Origin of the sequence: Robbsia betulipollinis (genome assembly GCF_026624755.1) — a bacterium.
Lineage (GTDB): Bacteria > Pseudomonadota > Gammaproteobacteria > Burkholderiales > Burkholderiaceae > Robbsia > Robbsia betulipollinis.
Genome location: NZ_JAPMXC010000002.1, coordinates 265,544 through 287,609, shown reverse-complemented (window position 1 = coordinate 287,609; position 22,066 = coordinate 265,544). Strand labels below are relative to the sequence as shown.

Below are 22,066 nucleotides of genomic sequence, written 5' to 3'. Positions count from 1 at the left end.
CAAGCAGGTAACGTGCCTTGCCAAGCCTTCCTGAGCTCGTCCGGGGACGCCTGCATCCTGTTTCCGTTGGCCGCCGCATGGGGCTGCGGCGCGCCTGCTGACGGGGCTGCCGGGCTTATTGCAACGGTTTGTCGTCGGGATGCGCGTACAGGGCCTGGATGTCGGGCGTCATATCGAACTTAAGATTGACGTTCTTGGGCGGCGTCGGGGAAAGAAACCATTTGCGGTAATTCGCCGTCTCGGTGCCGTCGCGCTGCCGTTCGGACATTACCTGGTCGACGAGCTCCTTGAACCCGGCATCGTCTTTCGGGAGCATGCAGCCATAGGCTTCGCGGGAGCGCGGCTCGCCGACGATCTCCCAGCCGCCCGGGTCGTGTGCGGTGGCGCGTCCGCCGGCCAACACGGGGTCGTCCATCATATAGGCGCCCGCGCGCCCGGTCTCCAGCGTAACGAAAGCGGTGGCGGCATCGACCGAGCTGAGAATGCGCATGCGCATGCCGTCGTGCTCGTTCATGCCGCGCAGGATCCGCTCCGAGGTGGATCCGGCGACCGTGACCACGGTCTTGTCTTTCAGATCGGCGAAGTCCTTGACCGGGGAACCCTTCGGCACCATGAGGCGCGTGCCGATGACGAAGAAGGTGTCGCTGAAATTCACCTGCTTGGAACGTTCGACGTTATGCGTGGTGGAGCTGCATTCGAACTGTATCTGGTTGTTCTGCAGCAGGGGAATGCGGTTTTGGGACGTGACGGCCAATTCCCGGACGCGCAGCCCGGGCATCGCGAGTTTCTTCTTGATCGCGGCGACGATCGCGTTGCTGATGTCCACCGAAAATCCGAGATAGTGATTTTCGTTATCGAGATAGGAAAAGGGAAAGGAATTGTCGCGTACCCCGATGGTGATGACGCCGGAGCTGCGAATGCCGTCCAGCGTCGGACCGGCAGGGGCGGCGTGGGCGAGACCGGCGCCGCACAAAATGGCGGCAAGCACGGCGGTACAGCGCAGACGGTGGAGCATGAATGCCTCGTGAGGGATGGTAAGACTTGAACGGGGAATGATTGCCGGACAAATTTCCCGACTCCAGTCTTTTCGCGGTGTCACGGCTGCACGGTGTCGCGGCTTGCCGGATTCCGCCGCAATGCCATCCGGAGACGCACCGGTGAATGCCGGCCGTCCCATATTCGGCGGCGTCCGATTGAACGGCACACGCCGCTCGACGAAGATGTGCATGGCGGCGGAAGTTTTTTCTCTCATATCGCGCGCTGCCGCCGAACTATCTTCGCGACGGTCGCCCAACGGAGCGGTGGCCCGCTGCTTTACTTGATATCCGGAGTGCAAATGGTCATCCGAAATCCTTTTCAGTTGCCGCATCACCTCTCCCAGATGACCAGTTTCAGGAGTTCTGCGCCCGCCGTATCGGTGCCGCGTCCGGCCTGGCAGGTGGAGGTCGAAAAGATCGGCGCGGCGTTCGAACGTATTCATGGCGCCACAGGGCAGTTGCAGGAGCGCTGTCCCGGAAGCACCCTATCGATGGACCTCGGCGAGCTGCAAAACAAGCTGAAAAAAGTGACAAACAAGATCAGCGTCGGGCCGCTGGGCGGCTTGGTCGGCGGTGGTCCGCTTGCGCGATGCTTCGCCCATCGGCGCCATGCCGCCGGGAAGGTCGAGCGCATCCTGTCGGCCGTCGCGCAGGCGGCCGCGTCGCTGGCGGACGATCTCGACAAGATGGTGCGGGCCGAAGACGCTGGCCGCACGCCGGATGCGGCCAGCCTCGCCGGGCTGCGTGAAGCGCAGCGCAATGTGTCCCGTCGGCTGGACGAAGCCAAAGGCGAGATGCCGAAGGAGTACACCCGTTTCAGGCTGCGCACGGCGGTGATCGTGGCGGCCGCCCTTGTTTCGGCGGTCGGCACGATCCTGACCGCAACGGTCGCGCTACCCATTCTGGTGGTTCCCCTGACTATCTTGGCGATCGGCATCGCCATGCAGACCACCGTGCACTTCTCGCAACGGCGCGACACGGGGTGGAAGGCGCTGACGCAGCTCATCGACCAATTCGCCGCGTGCAGCCGCGAGCTGGACTACGATGCCCTGCTCGATGTCACCCGGCAGCTCGCCGACGGCATTCGCACGATGCATGTCGAACACATGGCATCCGGCGAAACGGTACTGGCGCGTCTCGCGGCACTGGACGCGGCGGACCGTGAGCGGTCCCTGATGATGCACGCCAATGAACGGCAGGCGGCGCGCAACGACGCGCAGTTGCTGGGGCTCAGACAGGCGGTCGACGATCTGGCGCGCGCGATGGCGGCGATCCAGGGGCGACTCGAGGGGGACGCGGGGGTGGAGGCGATGATCGATCAGCTTCGCCGCCAGCTCGCCCTGCATTCAGCGGGGGAGACGGCTGGCGACGGCACCGTCGCCGGGATGCGCGAATCCGTGCCGGTGGCGGAGACGGAGACGCGCCTGCCGCCTAACGTGTCCGCCGCGCTGCGGCGCTGAACGATTTCGGTTGCGTCCGATTGCCACGGAGCGTGGGTGGGCAGAGCATGACGATGCGGGTTGGGCACTGCCCCTTCCGATGTGCCAACAATAAAGGAGATGTCATGCTGTCGGCCTGTTCGAGCATCAACCGTGGTCTGGAAGCCGTCCTTGACGCGGAGCGGACCGCCCACCGGGACACCGCGACCCTGATCACGCGACACGAAGCACGATCGCGCGATCGGCGTGCGGCGTTGGCCGCGATGGGTGAGCGCCTGGAGCGGCAGAGCGAAGCCGTGCTGCGTCAGCAGGGAGAAGTCGAACGGATTGCCGGGGCACTCGCCGGACCGCACGGCCTGCAGGATCGTCTCGTCGGCCTGCAGGAAGCGTTGCAGGCCGTCACGGCCGGGCTGGCCTCGCGTGATGCCCGGCAATGCCGGCGCATGGGGGCGATTGCGCCCGTCATTGCCGCGCCGGTGCCGCGCCAGCCTCGCGGGAAGGCTGGCTAGGCGCTCGCTATTGTCCGATCGAACGCAGCGGTTTTCCGGCAAGCAGATTGCGTTCGATCAATTCGAGCGACACGCCCTTCGTTTCCGGCACGAGCCACAGCACCAGCAGAATGAAAAGGGCATTGAGCAACGCATAGCCGCCGAAAGTGGCCGGCGCGCCGATTTCATTGATCAGCGTCAGGAACGTGGCACCGGCGAGCATGTTGGCGATCCAGTTCGTGAAGGTCGATACGGCGATGCCGAAGTCGCGGCCCTTCGTCGGCTGGATTTCCGAACACAGAATCCAGATCAGCGGTCCCGCCGACATCGCGAAACCCACGATGAAGATCAGGAGCGTGCCAGCGGCCGTCATCTGCTCCGCCGGCGTGTGTACGCCCAGATGCAGCAAAATGCCCAGCGCGCCCATGCCCAGCGCCATGACCGCGAAGCCGATGTAGAGGATGGGCTTGCGGCCCCAGCGGTCCACGAGGCCGATCGCGATGAAGGTGGACAGCACATTGACCGCGCCGATCAGCACGGTCCCCCACAGTTGCGCTTGCGGGCTGCCGTACCCGGCCAGACCGAAAATGCGCGGCGCGTAATACATGACGACGTTGATGCCCGTGAGCTGCTGCATGATCTGCAGAAGGATGCCGAGGCCCAGCGAACGCCGGAAATTCCGGTTGGCGCGCAGCAGCGAGAACCCTTCCTGTTTGACGCGCAGCTGTTCGCGAATCTCATGGATTTCCCGCTCCGCGGTGGCGCGGTCGGACCGCAGGCTGACGAGAATGCGCAGTGCCTCGGTCTCGCGCCCCCGCATCATCAGCCAGCGCGGGCTGCGCGGCAGGAGCATGACACCCAGCAGCAGAACCAGGGCCGGGAAGGCGATCACGCCCAGCATCCAGCGCCAGTTGCCGTTATAGCTGAATGCGGTGTTCGACAGAAACGCCGCGAGTATGCCCACGGTGATCATCAACTGATACAGCGAGATCATCGCGCCGCGCACCGATTGCGGCGCGATTTCCGAGAGGTAGAGCGGTGCCGTGAATGACGCGATGCCCACGGCCAGCCCCAGCAGGATCCGGCCGCCGATCAGCACCATCGGATTCCAGGCGAACGCGCAGACGATCGAGCCGGCGACGAACAAGATCGCGCCGAGCACGAGCGAGTACTTCCGCCCCAGGCTCCACGACAGCCAGCCGGCGACGACTGCGCCGACCGCGGCGCCGAACATCATCGAACTGACGATCCATTCCTGGAGGCGATCCGATATCGCATACGTCTTGGCGATGAAAGGCAGGGCGCCTGAAATCACGCCGATGTCCAGGCCGAACAGCAGGCCGGCAAGAGCGGCCATCAGGCAAGTGAAGATGACCTTGTAACGCGATGGGCTCGATGTTTTGGCCGTAATGGTATTCAAAAAAATGTCTCCTTGTTGCTCTGACGAGATCGTCGTTTCCTGCCGTCACGGGACGGCATATGTTTCATTGCGCGATGCGTGGCGGGTTCGCCCGCGCATCGCGCCCGCATACTATCCTGTCTGGCCGCGTGCCGGAAGCGACCTGCGAGATCACGCCCACGATCGTGCGGGACGAAAAACGCCGGCACGCCAAATGCAAGAATCGCACCCGACGGTTCGACCGTCACGCGCATGGAGCGGTCCGGGCGAACCGTCGCAAATATGACCGACCTGCCGGAAAAATGCACTCTCCGGCGGCCCCCTTCTTCCGCTGGCGATACCGAACTGCCTGCCATGCACAGGGTGCCCCGTGTCATGGCGAGCGCGAGTATGGCGCGCGACGGCATTGCCGTATGTGCGTTTGCGTTCATCGCGCGCAACGGTAAAAGCTGCAACAATGATTCGCTGCCGGCGCCCCTCGGGGGTGGGCGACACTTCTCAATTTTCATAGCGATTCCGATGCGTATACCGAATTTCCTGACAAGACTCGCGGCCCCGCTGATGCTTGCGTTGTTCGCGCTTGACAGTTCCGCGGCCGCTCCCGCCGCCGTCCCGGCCGCGGCCGCGCCAGCCTCCGGCGCATCCGGAGCCGCCGCGATCGTCCCTATCGAAGCCAATGGCCTGACGGCGCAATTGTTGCGACAGATCGGGCACTGGGTCGACGGATTGACCGACCAGTTGGTGAAACTGGAGCACGCGGTGGTGGCCCTGCCGACGCTGATGCGCTGGTTGCGTACCACCTTCGGCACCGAGCATGGTCAGGATCTGCTGATCAAGGGCTCGACCGCGTTGCTGGCCGTGTTTATCGTGGGACTGGCGCTGGAGTGGCTGCTGCGACGGGTCTTGAAACGGCCGCGACAGGCGCTGGTCGAGCATGCCGAGACGGTCGAGCGCCGGGCGCGCGAAGAGGACGTGCGGCAGGCGCGGGTGCGCCGCGAGAGCGTCGCGCAGGGCCGGCGCGAGATAGAAGCGCGCGAAGCGGCGGCGCGCGCGGAGGTTGGTGCGAAGCTGGTCGGCGATGTCGCGGCGGTCACGGCACACGCGGCGCGCACGGCGAACGCGAAGGACCGCGGGGCCGGTGCCGAGGCCGCGTCGGAGAAGGCGGAGGCGACGCCGGCGCCCGACGCCGCCTCCGTGCTGACGGAACGGGAAAACGCCGTCGCAGCGGGACTGGAGACCCCGCCGGGCGATGTCGCGCTGATGCGCACGCAGGTCGACGGTACCGAGCGTGTCGAGGCGGTCAAGGTGGACGCGGGCGACGGCGCCGGGGCCGGTCATGGCGCCGAGCAGGTGATGGCCGCGGCGGCGGAGAGCGCCAATGCCGCGCAGCCGCCGGTCGCGGTGCCGCGCTCGGCCGAGCATTGGGCGACGCTGCGCCACCTGCCGTACGCGCTCGGCGCGCTCGTTCTCGACCTGCTGCCGCTGGCGCTGTTCTTCCTCGCAGCGGGGCTGGTGCTGCGCTGGCTCGCGGGTAACCAGGGCGCCATCGAGGACATGGTGAGCGGCTTCGTCGATGCCTATCTGACGATACGCGTCACGATGGCAGTGGTACGGCTGCTGGTGTCGCCCGTCGGGCATGGCCTGCGCATCCTGCGGGTCAGCGCCGAGTTGTCACGGGTCGTGGAAAACTGGGTGCGGCGCATCGTGGTGGTGGCCGCCGTCGGTCTGGCGATCAGCAACGGCGCGGGGGCGTTCGGCGCAAGCGAAGTCGGCCGTGTCGCGTTCATGAAATTGATTTCCCTGGTGGTCCACATCTTCGTGGTCGTCCTGATTTTCCATGTCCGCAAGCCTATCGGCGAGCGCATCGCGGCGGGCGCGGACCGACATGGGGCGGTGGCCGGCGTGCGCAACTGGCTGGCGGAGGTATGGGCCTACTTCGCTGCCTTCGTCGTGATGGCGATCTGGGTCGTCTGGGCGCTCGGGGTGGAGGACGGCTTTCCGAAGCTGGTTCATTTCATCGGCGTCTCGGTGGGCGTCATCGTCGCCGCGCGCCTGTTCGCGATTCTCGCGCTGGGCGGCCTGGGCCGGGCATTCCACGCCGACACGGAAGCGCCCGGCGCGGGGTCCTCGGGGTCGCGCGGCCGGCTGGCCGAGCGCTACTATCCGATCGCCCGTTCCGCCGTGTCCGCGGTCATCGTGATTGGCGCGGCGATCGCCTTGCTGGAGGTCTGGGGCTTCAATGCGATCGCGTGGTTCAGGCACGGTTCCGTCGGCCGCGACCTCGCCTCGGCCGCGCTGACCATCGCCGTCGCCGCCGGTGTCGCGGTGGCGGTATGGGAGATGGCCAACGCAGCCGTGGAACGGCGTCTCGCACGCTGGACCGAAAGCGGCGACCTGGTGCGCGCGGCGCGGCTGCGCACGCTGATACCGATGCTGCGCAGCTGCCTGTTCATCGTCATCGTGCTGATCGTCGGCCTGACCGCGTTGAACGAGATCGGCATCAACACGACGCCGCTGCTGGCCGGGGCGAGCATTATCGGCGTGGCCCTGGGCTTCGGTTCGCAAAAGCTCGTGCAGGATTTCATCACCGGCATTTTCCTGTTGATGGAAAACGCGATGCAGGTCGGCGACTGGGTGACGGTGGCGGGGGTGTCGGGCAGCGTGGAGTACCTGTCGATTCGCACGGTGCGCCTGCGCGCGGGCGACGGCTCCTTGCATATCGTGCCTTTCAGCTCGGTGTCGACGGTCAACAATACGAACCGCGGCATCGGCAACGCGGCGGTGCGCGTGAGCGTGGCCTATGACAGCGATATCGATCAGGTGATCGACGAGTTGCAGAAGATCGGCGCGGACATGCGTGCCGATCCCGCGTTCCAGGACCTGACCCTGAACGATCTGGAACTGTGGGGCGTGGACTCGGTCGACGGTTCGATGGTGACGATCGCCGGGCAGATCCGCTGCGTGGACAAGGGACGCTGGGGCGTGCAGCGCGCGTTCAACCGGAAGATGTTCGAGCGGTTCCGCGAGCTGGGCATCGAGATCGCGAACCCGCGTGCAAGCTGGGTACTGCCCGCCGAGAATGCGCTCGCCACGCGCGCTCCGCTGGGGCCGGATGCGACGCCGCGCGGCGCGGTGTCACCGCCCGAAGCGTAGCCGGGCCAGGTGTTCCGCGGCGTCGGCGAGCAGCGCCGCCGCGTCCCGGATCGCCTCCTCGCGCGCCATCGGCCCCGGCACGATGGAAAAGCATCCCGTGAAATGCGCGCCAAGCGCGGCCCGCGCCGTGCGCTCCACCGCGCCGGACAGCAGGGTGGCGCACACGCCCGCGTCGCGCGCGTACTGGCTCGCGACAAAGGGCGCCTTGCCGCGCAACGTCTGCGCGTCGCTGCGTCCTTCGCCGGTGATCAGCCAGTCGGCGTCCTGCAGGGCCGGGGCAAGGCCGATATGATCGGCCAGCACGCGCGCACCGGGGGCGAAGCGCGCCCCCAGCATCAGCAGCGCATAGCCCAGGCCACCCGCGGCGCCCGCGCCGGGCAGGGCGCGGGCGCCGCGACCCATGGCGCGTTCCAGGCAATCGGCGTAGTGGCCCAGCGCCGCGTCGAGCATGGCGATCCGGTCCGCGCGCACGCCTTTTTGCGGGCCGAACACCGCCGTCGCGCCGTGTTCGCCGCACAAGGGATTGTCGACATCGGACATCGCGACCAGGGAGAGGCCGGCGAGCCGGGCATCCAGGCCGGCGGGATCGATGCGCGCGATGCGTGCGAACGCTTCCGGAACGGGCGGCACGTCCTGGCCGGCGGCGTCGAGCAGGCGCGCACCCAGCGCCACCAGCATGCCGGCGCCGCCATCGTTGGTGCTGCTGCCGCCCAGCGCGACGAACACCTCGCGCACGCCGTCGTGCTCCGCGTGCGCGAGATCCAGCAGGGCGCGCAACGCATCGCCGACGCCGCGGCTGGAGCGCTGTTCGACGGGTGCCCGCATGCCGTGCGGATCGGTGATGCCGACGATCTCGGCGGACTCGATCACGGCGCCGCCCGCGGCCAGCAGCGCGACCGGCGCGGGGCGGCGGCCGCCTGCGGCATCGGTCACCATGACGTCGTGGCGGCGCGCGGAGCCGGTCATGAATGCGTCGCGCGTGCCCTCGCCGCCATCGGCCATCGGGCGGAGGCGCAATTGCGCGTCGGGTAGCGCGCGCCGCAGCCCGGTGGCGATCGCCGCCGCGACGGCGGCGGCGCCGAGCGAGCCCTTGAAGGAATCCGGGGCGATCACGATGACCGGCGCGAGAGGCGGGACGGGAAGCGGGACGGGAAGCGGCATGGAAAGGCTCATGGCGGCGATTTCGGCGGGCCCGCGAAATTGTTTGCTAGAATAGCTGGCTTTACAGTTCAACGCATCAGGCTTGTGAGCCGATGGCGTGGCGGCGCGCTGGTGTGCAACGTGATCCCCCGATGACGTCGCATGCAGCAGGTAGCGCCCGCCGGCCGGACATGAGCAGGAAACCAAAAAAGAACGGATCGAATCCATGGCAAACGTTGTAGAAACGCTCGGCAAGCTCGAACGGCGCGTCACCATCGCGCTTCCTCGCGAAGCGGTCCAGAAGGAAGTGGACAGCCGTCTGCGGCAAATCGCGAAGACGTTCCGCATGCCCGGCTTCCGGCCGGGCAAGGCGCCGATGAAGGTCGTCGCGTCCCAGTACGAAGGGCAGTTGCAGGCCGAAGTTCTCAGCGACAAGGTCGGCAAGCAGTTTTTCGAGATCAGCCGTGCCGAAAACCTGAAGGTCGCGGGCCAGCCGCGCTTCGAGCCGAAGCAGCTGGGTGAAGGCGACGATGCGATCGCGTTCGACGCGACGTTCGAGGTCTACCCGGAAGTGAAGATCGGCGACGTCGCGGAGGCGCAGATCAAGCGCACCGTGACGACCATCGGCGACGACGAAGTCGACCGCACGCTCGACATCCTGCGCAAGCAGCGCGTCGAGTTCGCGGCGCGTGGCGATGCGAACGGCAAGGATGCGCAGGAAGGCGACCGCGTGACGGTGGACTTCGTCGGCAAGATCGACGGCGAGGTCTTCGAAGGCGGTTCCGCGGAGGATTTCGTCTATACGCTGGGCGAAGGCCGGATGCTGCCCGAGTTCGAGAAGGCGACGATCGGTCTGGAAGTCGGCGGCTCGCGCGAGTTCGACCTGGTGTTTCCCGAGGACTATCACGGCAAGGACGTCGCAGGCAAGACCGCGCAGTTCACGGTCACCGTGAAGCAGATCGAGGCACCCACCTATCCGGAAATCGATGCCGAATTCGCCAAGACGCTCGGCGTCGAGGACGGCGACCTGACGAAGATGCGTGGCGAGATCCGCGAGAATCTGGACCGCGAAGCCAAGCGCCGCGCGCAGGCCGAACTGAAGAACAGCGTGATGGACGCGTTGTTGTCGATTTCGGACCTGGACGTGCCGAAGGCGCTGGTCGAGCAGGACCAGCAGCGTCTGGTCGAACTCGCGCGCCAGGATCTGGAACAGCGCGGCGTGCCGAACGCGAAAGACGCGCCGATTCCCGTCGAAATGTTCCATGATCAGGCGGAACGCCGCGTCAAGCTCGGCCTGATCCTCGCCGAACTGGTCGAGAAGAACGGCCTGAAGGCGAAGCCGGACCAGATCCGCGCCGAAGTCGAGGAATTCGCGAAAAGCTACGAGGACCCGAAGGAAGTCGTGCGCTGGTATTATTCCAATCAGCAGCGGCTTTCCGAGATGGAAGCCTACGTGGTGGAAAACAACGTCGTCGAATTCGTCACCTCGCGTGCGAAGGTGACCGACGAGGAAGTGCCATTCGAGAAGCTGGGCGCCTCGGCCTGAGGTCTGTGAAGCAAAGGGCGGGCGCGCGTCGGGCGAAAGTTCGGCGCGCGCCCGCGCCGCTTCGGGATACCGGTTTTACCGGCAGGCGGGACGTTTGCAGTGTGTTCGCGTAGCGTGCGCATCGGTGGCAGCACCCGGGGCCGGACCGGCCGCTTTATTCCAGCACCTCTTTCTCGTAAAGGACTGATCGCATGACGTATCGCGAAAATTGGCAGCATTCGGCCCACTGGGGCACGCCGGGCCGCGCTTCGGACTTCGATCCGAAGGCACTTGGGCTCGTGCCGATGGTGGTCGAGACGAGTGGTCGGGGCGAGCGTGCTTACGACATCTATTCCCGCCTGCTGAAAGAGCGGGTGATCTTTCTGATCGGCGAAGTCAACGACCAGACCGCCAATGTGGTGGTCGCGCAGTTGTTGTTTCTCGAGAGCGAAAACCCGGACAAGGACATCAGCCTGTACATCAACAGTCCGGGCGGCTCGGTATCGGCGGGGATGGCGATCTACGACACGATGCAGTTCATCAAGCCGAACGTATCGACGCTGTGCATGGGGCTTGCGGCCAGCATGGGTGCCTTCCTGCTCGCGGCAGGCGAGAAGGGCAAGCGCTTCGCCCTGCCCAATGCCCGCGTGATGATCCACCAGCCGTTGGGCGGCGCGCGCGGCCAGGCGTCGGACATCGAGATTCAGGCACGCGAAATTCTGTACCTCAAGGAGCGTCTGAATCAGTTGCTCGCCAAGCACACGGGTCAGCCCGTCGAGCGCATCGAGCGCGATACCGATCGCGACAACTTCATGTCGAGCGACGATGCCAAGGAATACGGTCTGATCGATCAGGTACTGGACAAGCGTCCCTGAGAAGATCGCCGGCACCGCGTACGTGCCGGCTTCCACGCTCCCGCGCGGCACGCCATTGCATCGGCATGCCGCATTCGGGGCCGGCAGGCGGCGCGCCGGCGTCGTATTTTGGACACGATGCGGCAAAGGTCGGTTATGTCTTCCCAGAAGGCCGGATTGCCCGTGATACCAGGGTTTTCGAGGTTTCCCGGGCGATCCGCAGGATGCGTTTTTTCCCTCGCGGTTCAGCCGCCTTTCTCGTCGCATGAGTGCCGGACCGCGCGATTCGCGGGTCGGGAGCAATCGGCGTATGATGAAGTGAACATGTCCGGAGGCATGAATAGTTATGGCGGACAAGAAGGTTTCCAGCGGCGAAAAGCTGCTTTACTGTTCGTTTTGCGGGAAAAGTCAGCATGAAGTCAAAAAGCTGATCGCTGGCCCGTCGGTGTTCATTTGTGACGAATGCATCGACTTGTGCAACGAAATCATTCGTGATGAAGCCACGGGACTCCCGGAGGAAACCGGCGCGGTCAAATCCGGGCTGCCGACTCCCCAGGAAATTCGAACGATCCTGGATCAGTACGTGATTGGACAGGAACGCGCGAAGAAGATCCTCGCCGTGGCCGTTCATAATCACTACAAGCGTTTGAAGTATCTGTCGTCGAGCAACGAAGTGGAACTCGCGAAGAGCAACATTCTGTTGATCGGACCGACGGGTTCGGGCAAGACCCTGCTCGCGCAGACGCTCGCCCGCCTGCTCGACGTGCCGTTCGTGATCGCCGATGCGACCACGCTGACCGAAGCCGGTTATGTCGGCGAGGACGTCGAGAACATCATTCAGAAGTTGCTGCAGAACTGCAATTACGAAGTCGAGAAGGCGCAGAAGGGCATCGTCTACATCGACGAGATCGACAAGATCAGCCGCAAGTCGGCGAATCCGTCGATCACGCGCGATGTGTCGGGCGAGGGCGTGCAACAGGCGCTGCTCAAGCTCGTCGAGGGCACCATGGCCTCGGTGCCGCCGCAGGGAGGCCGCAAGCACCCGAACCAGGATTTCATTCAGGTCGATACGACCAATATCCTGTTCATCTGCGGTGGCGCGTTCGATGGCCTGGAGAAGGTGATCGTCGACCGCACGGAGCGTACCGGCATCGGTTTCGGCGCGGCGGTGAAGACCGCACAGGAACGTGATTCGGGCGAGGTTCTGCAGGAAGTGGAGCCGGAAGATCTGATCAAGTTCGGTCTGATTCCCGAGTTGATCGGCCGCCTGCCGGTGGTCGCGACGCTGGGTTCGCTGAACGAAGAAGCGCTGATCCGCATCCTGATCGAGCCGAAAAACGCGGTGGTGAAGCAGTATCAGCGTTTGTTCTCCATGGAACACGTCGAACTCGAGTTGCGCCCGGATGCACTGCAGGCGGTGGCCCGCAAGGCGATTCGCCGCAAGGCCGGGGCGCGTGGCCTGCGCTCGATCCTGGAGCAGGCCCTGCTGGAAACGATGTACGAACTGCCGACGTTTCAGGGCGTGACCAAGGTCATCATCGACGACAACGTGATTGATGGCAACGGCAAGCCTTTGTTGATCTACGAAGAGACGCCGAAGGTCTCCGGCTCGAACTGAGCCTGACGGCGTGTCCGGAGCGCATCCGGAACGCCTCGCCGGAAAGCCGTTCATGGCGACGTGAACGGCTTTTTTCGTAGCGACGCGTTATGGCGGTCTGTGCGATGCTGTGTAAGCCGTTCCGATCCACCGTTTCGCCGCCGAGGTGGCGTCGACATTCGCTCTCAGCACTGTTTTGCCGTTATTTTTGATTTTGCAGTTGCCTTGTAATCGCGAAGACAGGCCCCAATTAGGTTCAAACCCGATTCCATTCATGGGGAAATGAAAATGTCAGGGACCCAACTCCTCCCGTCGGAACCGATCCGACTCCCGCTGCTCCCGCTGCGGGATGTCGTCGTGTTTCCGCACATGGTTATTCCGTTGTTCGTTGGGCGTCCGAAATCGATCAAGGCGCTTGAATCCGCCATGGAAGGCGGCAAGCACATCATGCTTGTCGCGCAGAAAGCCGCGGCCAAGGATGAGCCTACGTCGAAAGATCTCCATGAGGTCGGCTGCGTAGCCAATATCCTGCAGATGCTGAAACTGCCCGACGGCACCGTCAAGGTGCTTGTCGAGGGGTTGCAGCGCGCGAAAACATTGTCGGTCGAGGAAGAGGAAACGCAGTTCACCTGCGAGGCCTTGCCGCTCGAGCCCGACCAGGCCGACAGCGCCGAAACCGAGGCCCTGCGCCGCGCGATCGTGTCGCAGTTCGATCAGTATGTGAAGCTGAACAAGAAGATCCCGCCGGAGATCCTGACGTCCCTGTCCGGCATCGACGACGCGGGCCGGCTCGCCGACACGATCGCCGCGCACCTGCCGCTCAAGCTCGACCAGAAGCAGCATGTGCTCGAGATGATGCCGGTGATCGAACGGCTCGAGCACCTGCTCGCGCAGCTCGAATCGGAGATCGACATCCTGCAGGTGGAAAAGCGCATCCGTGGGCGCGTCAAGCGTCAGATGGAGAAGAGTCAGCGCGAGTACTACCTCAACGAGCAGGTCAAGGCGATCCAGAAGGAACTGGGCGAAGGCGAGGAGGGCGCGGACCTCGAGGAACTCGAGAAACGCATCGTCAACGCCCGGATGCCGAAGGAAGGCCGCAAGAAGGCCGATGCCGAGTTGAAGAAGCTCAAGCTGATGTCGCCGATGTCGGCCGAGGCCACGGTCGTGCGCAACTACATCGACACGCTGGTCGGATTGCCGTGGCGTAAGAAGAGCAAGGTCAACAATGACCTGTCGAATGCCGAAAAGGTGCTCGACGAGGACCATTTCGGCCTCGAGAAAGTGAAGGAACGCATTCTCGAATATCTGGCGGTCCAGCAACGGGTGGACAAGGTCAAGGCGCCGATCCTGTGTCTGGTCGGGCCCCCGGGCGTGGGCAAGACCTCGCTCGGGCAGTCGATCGCGCGGGCGACGAATCGCAAGTTCGTGCGCATGGCGTTGGGCGGCGTGCGCGACGAGGCCGAGATCCGCGGCCATCGGCGCACCTATATCGGCTCGATGCCTGGCAAGATCCTGCAAAGCCTGACGAAGGTCGGCGTGCGCAATCCGCTTTTCCTGCTCGACGAAGTCGACAAGATGGGCATGGATTTCCGCGGCGATCCTTCCTCGGCGCTGCTCGAGGTGCTGGACCCGGAACAGAACCACACGTTCGCGGACCACTACGTCGAGGTGGACTTCGACCTGTCGGACGTGATGTTCGTGGCGACGTCGAACTCGTTGAACATCCCGCCGCCGCTGCTCGACCGGATGGAAGTCATTCGCTTGTCCGGCTACACCGAGGACGAGAAAGTCAGCATCGCGCAGCGTTATCTTCTGCCGAAGCAGAAGAAGAACAACGGGCTGCAGACGAGCGAGATCGAAGTCGAGGAAGAAGCGATTCGCGACATCATCCGTTACTACACCCGCGAAGCGGGGGTGCGTTCGCTCGAGCGTGAAATCTCGAAAATCTGCCGCAAGGTCGTCAAGTTGTTGTTGCTGAAGAAGTCCGAGAAATCGGTCACGATCGGTAGTGGCAACCTGGACACCTTCCTGGGCGTGCGCAAGTGCGACTTCGGCCTGGCCGCGAAGGAAAACCAGGTCGGGCAGGTGACGGGTCTGGCCTGGACGGAAGTGGGCGGCGACCTGCTGACGATCGAAGCGGCGACGATGCCTGGCAAGGGCGTGGTGATTCGTACCGGCTCGCTGGGCGACGTGATGAAGGAGTCGGTCGAGGCGGCGCGCTCGGTCGTGCGGGCACGCGCTCGCCGCCTGGGGATTCGCGACGAGGCGTTCGAGAAGCGCGATCTGCACATCCACGTGCCTGAAGGCGCGACGCCCAAGGACGGTCCGTCCGCGGGCGCGGCGATGACGACGGCGATGGTGTCGGTGCTGACCGGTATTCCGGTGCGCGCGGACGTGGCCATGACCGGCGAGATCACGCTGCGCGGCGAGGTCCTGCCGATCGGTGGCTTGAAGGAGAAGCTGTTGGCGGCGCATCGCGGCGGCATCAAGCTGGTGCTGATCCCCGAGGACAACGTGAAGGACTTGACCGACATTCCGGATAACGTCAAGAACAACATCGAAATCATGCCGGTCCGCTGGATCGACAAGGTGTTGGAGCTGGCGCTGGAACGCATGCCGGAAGCCCTGCCCGACGAGGAGCCGAAAGTGCCCGTCGCCGAAACCGCAGAACGTGGCGCGAACGAGGTCGTGAAACATTGATGACCGGCGTGCCGTGCCGGCGCGGTAGCATCGCGCTGGCACGGCACGCGCCTGCCGATGAGGGCGGGCGCCGTTGGTCCCGTCGACACGACGAGAAATCCGCGAAGCGATTCGCGGATTTTTTTTGTCCGCGAAATTCCGCTTCCACCGAAATCGCGATGGCGCATGCGAACGCCCCGGCCTTTTGCTTAGGACCGGTGGGGCGCTCGTGAGGAAACTTCAGTATTGCCGATGCGATCCTCGGTAGATTACGGAAGTGCCGGAAGCGCGGTCCTGACGACAGGCGGCGGTTCCGCCGGATTCTTCCGATACCGTGGGCAAGGAGAGCGTGGATGAACAAGACGGATCTGATCGAGCATGTGTCGCAGACGGCGGCCATTTCGAAAGTCAAGGCGAAACGGGCGATCGATGCGACGATGGAGCGGATCAAGGATGCGGTCAAGCGGGGAGAAAGCGTGACGCTCGTCGGCTTCGGTACCTTCGATCTCGGCGGGCGCCGCACGCGCGTCGGACGCAACCCCCGCACCGGGGCGGCGCTGACGATCGAGGCGGCGCGGGTGCCGAAGTTTCGCCCTGGCAAAGCCTTCAAGAATGATGTAAAGTAGCGCTCTGTCGCCGCAGCAGGGCGGACGCGGAACGGGTGCTTAGCTCAGTTGGTAGAGCGGCGCCCTTACAAGGCGTAGGTCGGCGGTTCGAGCCCGTCAGCACCCACCACCGTTGCGCAAATTCACCGCCGCCTCGTAATCGAGGAGACGGTTCTCCAGAACCCGCGGGGCATCGTTGCCTCCCGGGTTTTGTTTTTTCATCTGCCTGAATTTCCCCGCCTCGCGAATCCTGGCGCCTGATACCGGTCCGGACGCGCCGTTCAAGCGCCACGTGAGGTAAGATCGGGCGTTTCGATTTTCCGGTCGGTAAGCATGTTAGATTTCATCCGCAGCCATCGACGCCTGATGATGATCATTCTGGCGTTGTTCGTCGTGCCCGGCCTCGGGCTCGTCGGCATCCAGGGTTTCCGTGGCATGTTCGACAATAGCGGCAATGCCGCGAAAGTGGGCAGTGACGTGATTACCCGCCAGCAGTTCGACGCCGCGTTGCGCGATCAGACCGATCGCGCCCGGCAGATGCTCGGGCAGTCGTACGATCCCAAGACGTTCGACACACCGGCGATGCGGCAGTCGGTGCTCGACGGCATGATCCAGCAGCGGGTGGTGGGGCAGGAAACGCGCCGCCTGAATCTGACGGCCAGCGACGAGGCGGTGCGTAACGCGATCATGGCGATTCCCGCGATCGCCGCACTCAAACGGCCGGACGGCTCCTTCGATGCCGCGACCTATCAGCAACTCCTCGCCGCGCAAGGCATGACCGGACCGCAACTCGACGCGAGCGAGCGCTTCCAGCTGGCCAGCACGCAGATCACGCAGAATATCGGCCAAAGCGCCTTGCTGCCGCATGCGCTGGCGCAGCGGCTGGCCGCGCTGATCGGCCAGCAGCGCGATGTCCAGGGCCTGGTGCTGCGCGCGGCCGATTATCGCGTTCGCGTGCAGCCGAGCGAGGCGGAGATCAAGCGCTACTACGACGATCACCATGCCGAATTCACCACGCCGGAAAGCGCCACGATCCAGTACGTGGTGCTCAGCAGCGCATCGCTGGCGCAATCGGTGAAGCCGAGCGAGGCGGACGTCGCCAAGTACTACCAGGACCATCTGAGCCAGTATCGTACCGCGGGCGAAGTGCGCGCGAGCCACATCCTGATCACGGTGGACAAGAACGCGAGCGCCGCGCAGCGCGCCGCCGCGAAGGCGAAAGCGAACGACATCCTCAAGCAGGTCACCGCCCACCCGGACCAGTTCGCCGCGCTCGCCAAAAGCGATTCGCAGGACCCCGGCTCGGCCGCCAAAGGCGGCGACCTCGGCTATTTCGGCCGCGGGATGATGCTCAAGCCTTTCGAGGATGCGGCGTTCAGCCTGCAGAAGGGACAGATCAGCCCGCTGGTCGAGACGGATTTCGGGTATCACATCATCGAGGTCACCGACGTCAAGCCGCCCGTGACGCGCGCGCTCGCCGACGTGCACGACGATATCGTCCACGCGTTGCAGAACGACGCTGCGGCGAAACGCTACGCGGACGATATCGACGGGTTTTCGAATACCGTCTACGAACAGGCGGACAGCCTGCAACCGGCTGCCGACAAGTTCGGCCTGACGATCCAGACGGCCAGCGTCACCCGGTCGCCGAATCCGGCGGCGCAGGCGGGCGATCCCGCGAATAATGCGAAGGTGCTGGCGGCCGTGTTCGGCGACGATGTGCTGAAGAACAAGCACAACACAGCCGCGATCGATATCGGCAACAAGACGCAGGTCGCGGCGCGGGTAATGCAGTACAAGCCCGTCGCCTTGCCGCCGCTGGAGCAGGTGCGCGAAGCCGTGCGCAACAAGCTCGTCGACGCGCAGGCGGCGGAACTGGCCCGCAAGGATGGCACGGCGCGGTTGCAGGCCTTCGAGAAGTCGCCAGCCGACCCGGCCGCGCTGACCGGGTTCTCGCCGGTCGCCAAGGTCACGCGGTCCGACGCGCAGGGCGTGCCGGCGGCGGCGATGGGACCCATCTTCAAGGCCAGCGCGGCGAAACTGCCGGCGTTCGTCGGCATCGATCTACCCGACGGCGGCGGTTACGCGATCTATCGCATCAATCAGGTCACGGCGGGCGCGCCGGTGGATGCCGCCCACATGGGCGCGATCGAGCAGCAACTCGCGCAGATCAGCGCCCAGGGCGAGGTATCGGCCTATCTCGCGGCGTTGCGCAAGCGTACCAAGGTAAAGATCTACTCGCTCGACAGCGCGCCGGCCGAGAACACCGAGCCGTGATGCGCGCCGGCGCGATGCGCTACCGCATCGCGCCGGCGGATGTGCTTCCCAGATGACAAAACCCCGTGGAAAGCGAGCTTCCCACGGGGTTTTTGCCATCTGAAAGGCTCGCGCCTGGCGAGAGGCGCCGCTGCTTACAGGCAGGCGTTGATGTCGCTTGCCGCTGCCGGATCCGGCGCACCGCCGCCTTCCGAACGCAGGCCGACCCACGTGCCTTCGCCCTGCATGGCCGGGCGAACGATCGCCGCGCTGCCGCCCGGGCGCTGCCCCGGCATCAGGACGTCGACACCGCGGTCGTTCGCGATCGTCGTCTGCGAGACGACCGGCTGCTGCGTCTTGTCCGCCCAGGCGGAGGCGATGCACTGCGCGACTTCCTTCGGTGCCTTCGCGCTCTTGCCAACCGAAGCGAAGTGTTCGGTGGGTTGCGCGGCGCACGCCGAGAATGCGACCGACAGGGCGATCAGCGGTAAATATTTCACGTTGGTATCTCCTTTTCTACGCCTCGCGCACGAGGATGACGAAACATGGCAATGTCCGGCGGGCCGATCATCGCCGTCGCCCGGCTCGCAGCATTTACCGACTGCCGGGCGGCTTCGCTTGGATTAAAGCCTGGAGCCGTTTCCAGACGTTATCGAGCAACACCGGTTGTGCCTGCGGCAGAGGATGTATCTGGTCCGCCTGGAACAACTCGGGTTTGTCGGCGATCCCTTCAAGCAAGAAAGGTACCAGTGTGAGATGGTAGTGGTCCGCGAGATCGGTGTAAAGGGAGGCGAAGGCGTGGGTGTAGGCCTGTCCGTAATTCGGGGGGATCTGCATGCCGACCAGCACGACGCGGGCACCGGCCGCCTGCGACAGCGTGATGATAGACGCGAGGTTCTGGCGTGTGGTGGCGAGCGGGAGGCCGCGCAGTGCATCGTTGCCGCCGAGTTCGACGATGACGATCGCCGGATGCAGGCGTGCGAGCACGGCGGGCAGGCGGCTCAGCCCGCCACTGGTGGTGTCGCCGCTGATGCTGGCGTTGCTGACGCTATAATGGGGCGAGGTCTGCGCGAGGCGCCGTTGCAGCAGGGTCACCCAGCCCGTGTCCGGCGGCAGCCCATAGCCGGCGGACAGGCTGTCGCCCAGCACGACCAGGGTGGGCTGGACGGCCGGCGGGCGCGGCGGGCCGGTCCGGGTGGAAAGGGCACTGCCCGCGGCTGCCGGGTGCGGCGCGGCGGTACCGGTGGCGCGTGCCGCCGGCGTCAAGCCGCATGCCGCGCTCACCAGCATGGCCGCGAGGAATGCGTAGCGGCGCGCCGGCGCGTCATGCCCGCGCCGGCGTCGTGCCGAAGCGTCGCCTTCGGCTGGCGAAATTTTTTCAGCGCGGGCGCGGGACGCCCGTCCGACGTTCTTCTTCAGAAGCGAGTGCATGCAGATCAAGGCAGATCCAATCATTGAAGTGAAGGGCGTCGGCAAACGCGTCAGCGACGCGACCGGCGAACTGCGCATCCTCGACGGCATCGAATTCGACGTCGCCGCGGGGGAGTCGCTGGCGATCGTGGGCGAATCCGGTTCCGGAAAATCGACGTTGCTGGGTCTGCTTGCGGGACTCGATTCCGCCAGCAGCGGCACGATTCGCCTGCTGGGCGAAGATCTGGGCAAGCTGAACGAGGATCAACGCGCCGCCCTGCGCAGCCGCGGCGTGGGCTTCGTGTTCCAGTCCTTTCAATTGATGCCGCATCTCACCGCCTTGGAAAACGTCATGCTGCCGCTCGAACTGCGCGGCGAGTCGCGGATGTCGGACGGCCCGCATGCGCCGGAAGACGCCGTGACGCGCGCGACGCGGTTGCTGGACGCCGTCGGCCTGGCCGCGCGCACCCGACATTATCCGCGGGTATTGTCGGGCGGCGAGCAGCAGCGCGTGGCGCTGGCCCGCGCCTTCGTCACCCGTCCCGCGATTCTGTTCGCCGACGAGCCGACCGGCAGTCTGGACGCCGCCACCGGCCAGTCGGTCATCCAGTTGATGTTCGAGATGAACCGGGCGCAGGGCGCGACACTGATCCTGGTCACCCACGATCTCGAACTGGCGCGCCGCTGCGACCGGACCCTGCGGATCGAGGCGGGGCGCCTGCGGTTCTAGACGGACGCCGCGATGTCCGCGGCGTCCGTGGCCGCCATTGCGCGCCGGTTGGTGCGTTACCGGGCGGGCGGTGTCGACGGCGCAAGCAGCGCGCGTGCACGCGCGATCAGCGCGGCGGTCGACGAGTCGTGCTTTCCGGCGGCGTCGCTGCCGGCCGCAGCCTCGAGGTCGGCCTCGACGACCTTTCCCAGCACCTTGCCCAGCTCGACGCCGTACTGATCGAAGGGGTTGATGTTCCAGATGGCGGCCTGCACGAGCACCTTTTGCTCATACAGCGCGATCAACGCGCCGAGCGCGGCCGGCGTCAGTGCATCGAGCAGGATCGTCGTGCTCGGGCGGTTGCCGGGGAAGCTCAGATGCGGGGCGAGATCCTCCTTGCCGGGGCCGGCGACCTTGCGCGCCTCCTCGAGGGTGCGGCCGAGCATCAGGGCTTCGCTCTGTGCGAAGCAATTGGCGAGCAGCTTTGCATGGTGGCCGACGAGGCGGTGCTCCGGCGTCAGGACCGCGATGAAATCGATCGGGATCAGCGTCGGGCCCTGATGGAGCATCTGGAAAAACGCATGCTGGCCATTGGTGCCCGGTTCCCCCCAGATGATCGCCGCCGTGGCCTCGCTGACCGGCTTGCCGTCCAGGCGGGCCGATTTGCCGTTGCTTTCCATCTCCAGTTGCTGGAGGTAGGACGGCAGATAGTGCAGCGCTTCCGAATACGGCGCGACCAGCACGCTTTGCGAGGCGAAGATGTCGCGGTACCAGATCCCCAGCAGCGCCATCAGGACCGGCAGATTCGTTTCCAGAGGCGCGTCGCGGAAATGATCGTCCATGCCGGCGGCGCCGGCGAGCAGCGCGTCGAAATTCTCCGGACCGACCGACAGCATGATCGACAGGCCGACCGCGCTCCACAGCGAGTAGCGTCCGCCCACCCAATCCCACATCTCGAAGACATTGTCCTTCGCGATGCCGAAGCGCACCACTTCTTCGGGGTTCGCGGAGACGCCGACGAAATGCCGGTGCAGTTCCTCTTCCGGGCAGCCGGAATGCACGATCCAGTCGCGCAGCGAGCGCGCGTTGGTCATCGTTTCGAGCGTCGTGAACGTTTTCGAGACGATGATCGCGAGCGTGGTTTCCGCGTCGATCTTCTCCAGCACGCGGCTCAGATCGGCGCCGTCGACATTCGAGACGAAATGGGTCGAGATCTGCGGGTCGGCCAGATGATGCAGCGCATGGCAGACCATCTTCGGGCCCAGATCGGAACCGCCGATGCCGATGTTCACGATATGCCGGATCGGCTTGCCGCTGTAGCCGCGCCACTTGCCTTCCCGCACCTGATTCGCGAACGCGGTCATCTTGGCGCGCTCGGCGGCGATCTGTTGATGATGCGGCGCACTCGGATCAAGCGAGCGCAGCGCGGTATGCAGCGCCGCGCGGCCTTCGGTCGGGTTGACGATGTCGCCGGCGAAAACGGCATCGCGGCGTGCTTCCACGCCCGCGTCGCGCGCGAGTTGCGTCAGCAGGCCGAGCGTTTCCCCGGTCACGCGGTTTTTCGAGAAGTCGATCGTCAAGCCGCCGCCGCCGAGCGTGAAACGTTCCGCGCGGGTGGGTGCTGGATCGTTGGCCGGTGCGAACCAGTCGCGCAGGCGTTCGTCGCGGATCTGTTCGTAGTGCGCGCGAAGCGCCGACCAGGAGGGAAGCGTCTCTTGTGTCATAGCCGTCTCTGTCTGTGGAGTCGATGAGTATAAACGGCGCCGCGCCGGGCG

At 65.1% G+C, this 22,066-nt stretch carries 16 protein-coding genes and 1 tRNA gene; 11 read left to right on the top strand and 6 right to left on the bottom strand.

What is annotated here, in order from left to right; all coding sequences use genetic code 11:
• Positions 1-115: 115 nt before the first annotated feature.
• Complete coding sequence (locus OVY01_RS13040; RefSeq protein ID WP_267848087.1) at positions 116-1,015, bottom strand: transporter substrate-binding domain-containing protein; 900 nt, start codon at positions 1,013-1,015, stop codon at positions 116-118.
• 366 nt (positions 1,016-1,381) lie between these two features.
• On the opposite strand from OVY01_RS13040, the gene OVY01_RS13035 reads away from it, so the two are divergent.
• Positions 1,382-2,497 (top strand): hypothetical protein, encoded by a 1,116-nt coding sequence (locus tag OVY01_RS13035; RefSeq protein ID WP_267848016.1) that lies wholly within the window; start codon positions 1,382-1,384, stop codon positions 2,495-2,497.
• Between the two features lie 104 nt (positions 2,498-2,601).
• Positions 2,602-2,985, top strand: coding sequence for a hypothetical protein (locus OVY01_RS13030; RefSeq protein WP_267848015.1), 384 nt, complete (start codon positions 2,602-2,604; stop codon positions 2,983-2,985).
• A 7-nt stretch (positions 2,986-2,992) separates the two neighbouring features.
• Here OVY01_RS13030 and OVY01_RS13025 read toward each other — a convergent pair whose 3' ends face one another.
• A complete protein-coding gene (locus OVY01_RS13025) occupies positions 2,993-4,384 on the bottom strand; it encodes a sugar porter family MFS transporter (protein WP_284700869.1) in 1,392 nt (463 codons plus the stop codon).
• A 498-nt stretch (positions 4,385-4,882) separates the two neighbouring features.
• On the opposite strand from OVY01_RS13025, the gene OVY01_RS13020 reads away from it, so the two are divergent.
• On the top strand, positions 4,883-7,516 hold the full coding sequence (locus tag OVY01_RS13020) for a mechanosensitive ion channel family protein (protein ID WP_267848014.1): 2,634 nt from the start codon (positions 4,883-4,885) through the stop codon (positions 7,514-7,516).
• Here the strand turns inward: OVY01_RS13020 and OVY01_RS13015 are convergent.
• Complete coding sequence (locus OVY01_RS13015) at positions 7,499-8,677, bottom strand: glycerate kinase family protein (protein WP_267848013.1); 1,179 nt, start codon at positions 8,675-8,677, stop codon at positions 7,499-7,501. The genes OVY01_RS13020 and OVY01_RS13015 overlap by 18 nt on opposite strands.
• A 205-nt stretch (positions 8,678-8,882) precedes the next feature.
• Between OVY01_RS13015 and tig the strand changes: the two genes are divergently transcribed.
• The 7 genes from tig (at position 8,883) to OVY01_RS12980 (ending at position 18,193) form a co-directional block, all read left to right on the top strand.
• Entirely contained in the window at positions 8,883-10,202 is a 1,320-nt protein-coding gene (gene tig, locus OVY01_RS13010) for a trigger factor (RefSeq protein WP_267848012.1), read from the top strand.
• Positions 10,203-10,393: 191 nt separating this feature from the next.
• Complete coding sequence (gene clpP / locus OVY01_RS13005; protein ID WP_267848011.1) at positions 10,394-11,056, top strand: ATP-dependent Clp endopeptidase proteolytic subunit ClpP; 663 nt, start codon at positions 10,394-10,396, stop codon at positions 11,054-11,056.
• 325 nt (positions 11,057-11,381) lie between these two features.
• On the top strand, positions 11,382-12,653 hold the full coding sequence (gene clpX, locus OVY01_RS13000; RefSeq protein WP_267848010.1) for an ATP-dependent Clp protease ATP-binding subunit ClpX: 1,272 nt from the start codon (positions 11,382-11,384) through the stop codon (positions 12,651-12,653).
• Positions 12,654-12,920: 267 nt separating this feature from the next.
• Complete coding sequence (lon, locus tag OVY01_RS12995) at positions 12,921-15,332, top strand: endopeptidase La (RefSeq protein ID WP_267848009.1); 2,412 nt, start codon at positions 12,921-12,923, stop codon at positions 15,330-15,332.
• Positions 15,333-15,664: 332 nt separating this feature from the next.
• Positions 15,665-15,937: an HU family DNA-binding protein gene (locus tag OVY01_RS12990; RefSeq protein ID WP_267848008.1), complete on the top strand. Its 273-nt coding sequence runs from the start codon at positions 15,665-15,667 to the stop codon at positions 15,935-15,937.
• Positions 15,938-15,970: 33 nt separating this feature from the next.
• Positions 15,971-16,046, top strand: a tRNA-Val gene (locus OVY01_RS12985).
• A 203-nt stretch (positions 16,047-16,249) separates the two neighbouring features.
• Positions 16,250-18,193, top strand: coding sequence for a SurA N-terminal domain-containing protein (locus OVY01_RS12980; protein ID WP_267848007.1), 1,944 nt, complete (start codon positions 16,250-16,252; stop codon positions 18,191-18,193).
• 134 nt (positions 18,194-18,327) lie between these two features.
• Here OVY01_RS12980 and OVY01_RS12975 read toward each other — a convergent pair whose 3' ends face one another.
• Both OVY01_RS12975 and OVY01_RS12970 read right to left on the bottom strand, forming a co-directional pair.
• Positions 18,328-18,672 carry a hypothetical protein gene (locus OVY01_RS12975; protein ID WP_267848006.1) on the bottom strand — a complete coding sequence of 115 codons (345 nt, stop codon included), beginning with the start codon at positions 18,670-18,672 and terminating at the stop codon, positions 18,328-18,330.
• A gap of 94 nt (positions 18,673-18,766) precedes the next feature.
• On the bottom strand, positions 18,767-19,462 hold the full coding sequence (locus OVY01_RS12970; protein ID WP_267848085.1) for an arylesterase: 696 nt from the start codon (positions 19,460-19,462) through the stop codon (positions 18,767-18,769).
• Between the two features lie 139 nt (positions 19,463-19,601).
• On the opposite strand from OVY01_RS12970, the gene OVY01_RS12965 reads away from it, so the two are divergent.
• A complete protein-coding gene (locus OVY01_RS12965) occupies positions 19,602-20,312 on the top strand; it encodes an ABC transporter ATP-binding protein (protein ID WP_267848005.1) in 711 nt (236 codons plus the stop codon).
• 56 nt (positions 20,313-20,368) lie between these two features.
• Here the strand turns inward: OVY01_RS12965 and pgi are convergent, their stop codons facing one another.
• On the bottom strand, positions 20,369-22,015 hold the full coding sequence (gene pgi / locus OVY01_RS12960; protein ID WP_267848004.1) for a glucose-6-phosphate isomerase: 1,647 nt from the start codon (positions 22,013-22,015) through the stop codon (positions 20,369-20,371).
• Between the last annotated feature and the right edge of the window lie 51 nt (positions 22,016-22,066).

Excerpts from the sequence above, each read along its gene's own strand:
- OVY01_RS13015 (WP_267848013.1), bottom strand. The coding sequence starts at position 8,677 with ATGCCGCTTCCCGTCCCGCTTCCCGTCCCGCCTCTCGCGCCGGTCATC.
- OVY01_RS13030 (WP_267848015.1), top strand. The coding sequence starts at position 2,602 with ATGCTGTCGGCCTGTTCGAGCATCAACCGTGGTCTGGAAGCCGTCCTT.
- clpX (WP_267848010.1), top strand. The coding sequence starts at position 11,382 with ATGGCGGACAAGAAGGTTTCCAGCGGCGAAAAGCTGCTTTACTGTTCG.
- lon (WP_267848009.1), top strand. The coding sequence starts at position 12,921 with ATGTCAGGGACCCAACTCCTCCCGTCGGAACCGATCCGACTCCCGCTG.
- clpP (WP_267848011.1), top strand. The coding sequence starts at position 10,394 with ATGACGTATCGCGAAAATTGGCAGCATTCGGCCCACTGGGGCACGCCG.
- OVY01_RS12965 (WP_267848005.1), top strand. The coding sequence starts at position 19,602 with ATGCAGATCAAGGCAGATCCAATCATTGAAGTGAAGGGCGTCGGCAAA.
- pgi (WP_267848004.1), bottom strand. The coding sequence starts at position 22,015 with ATGACACAAGAGACGCTTCCCTCCTGGTCGGCGCTTCGCGCGCACTAC.
- tig (WP_267848012.1), top strand. The coding sequence starts at position 8,883 with ATGGCAAACGTTGTAGAAACGCTCGGCAAGCTCGAACGGCGCGTCACC.
- OVY01_RS13040 (WP_267848087.1), bottom strand. The coding sequence starts at position 1,015 with ATGCTCCACCGTCTGCGCTGTACCGCCGTGCTTGCCGCCATTTTGTGC.
- OVY01_RS13020 (WP_267848014.1), top strand. The coding sequence starts at position 4,883 with ATGCGTATACCGAATTTCCTGACAAGACTCGCGGCCCCGCTGATGCTT.
- OVY01_RS12970 (WP_267848085.1), bottom strand. The coding sequence starts at position 19,462 with ATGCTGGTGAGCGCGGCATGCGGCTTGACGCCGGCGGCACGCGCCACC.
- OVY01_RS12980 (WP_267848007.1), top strand. The coding sequence starts at position 16,250 with ATGTTAGATTTCATCCGCAGCCATCGACGCCTGATGATGATCATTCTG.
- OVY01_RS13035 (WP_267848016.1), top strand. The coding sequence starts at position 1,382 with ATGACCAGTTTCAGGAGTTCTGCGCCCGCCGTATCGGTGCCGCGTCCG.
- OVY01_RS12990 (WP_267848008.1), top strand. The coding sequence starts at position 15,665 with ATGAACAAGACGGATCTGATCGAGCATGTGTCGCAGACGGCGGCCATT.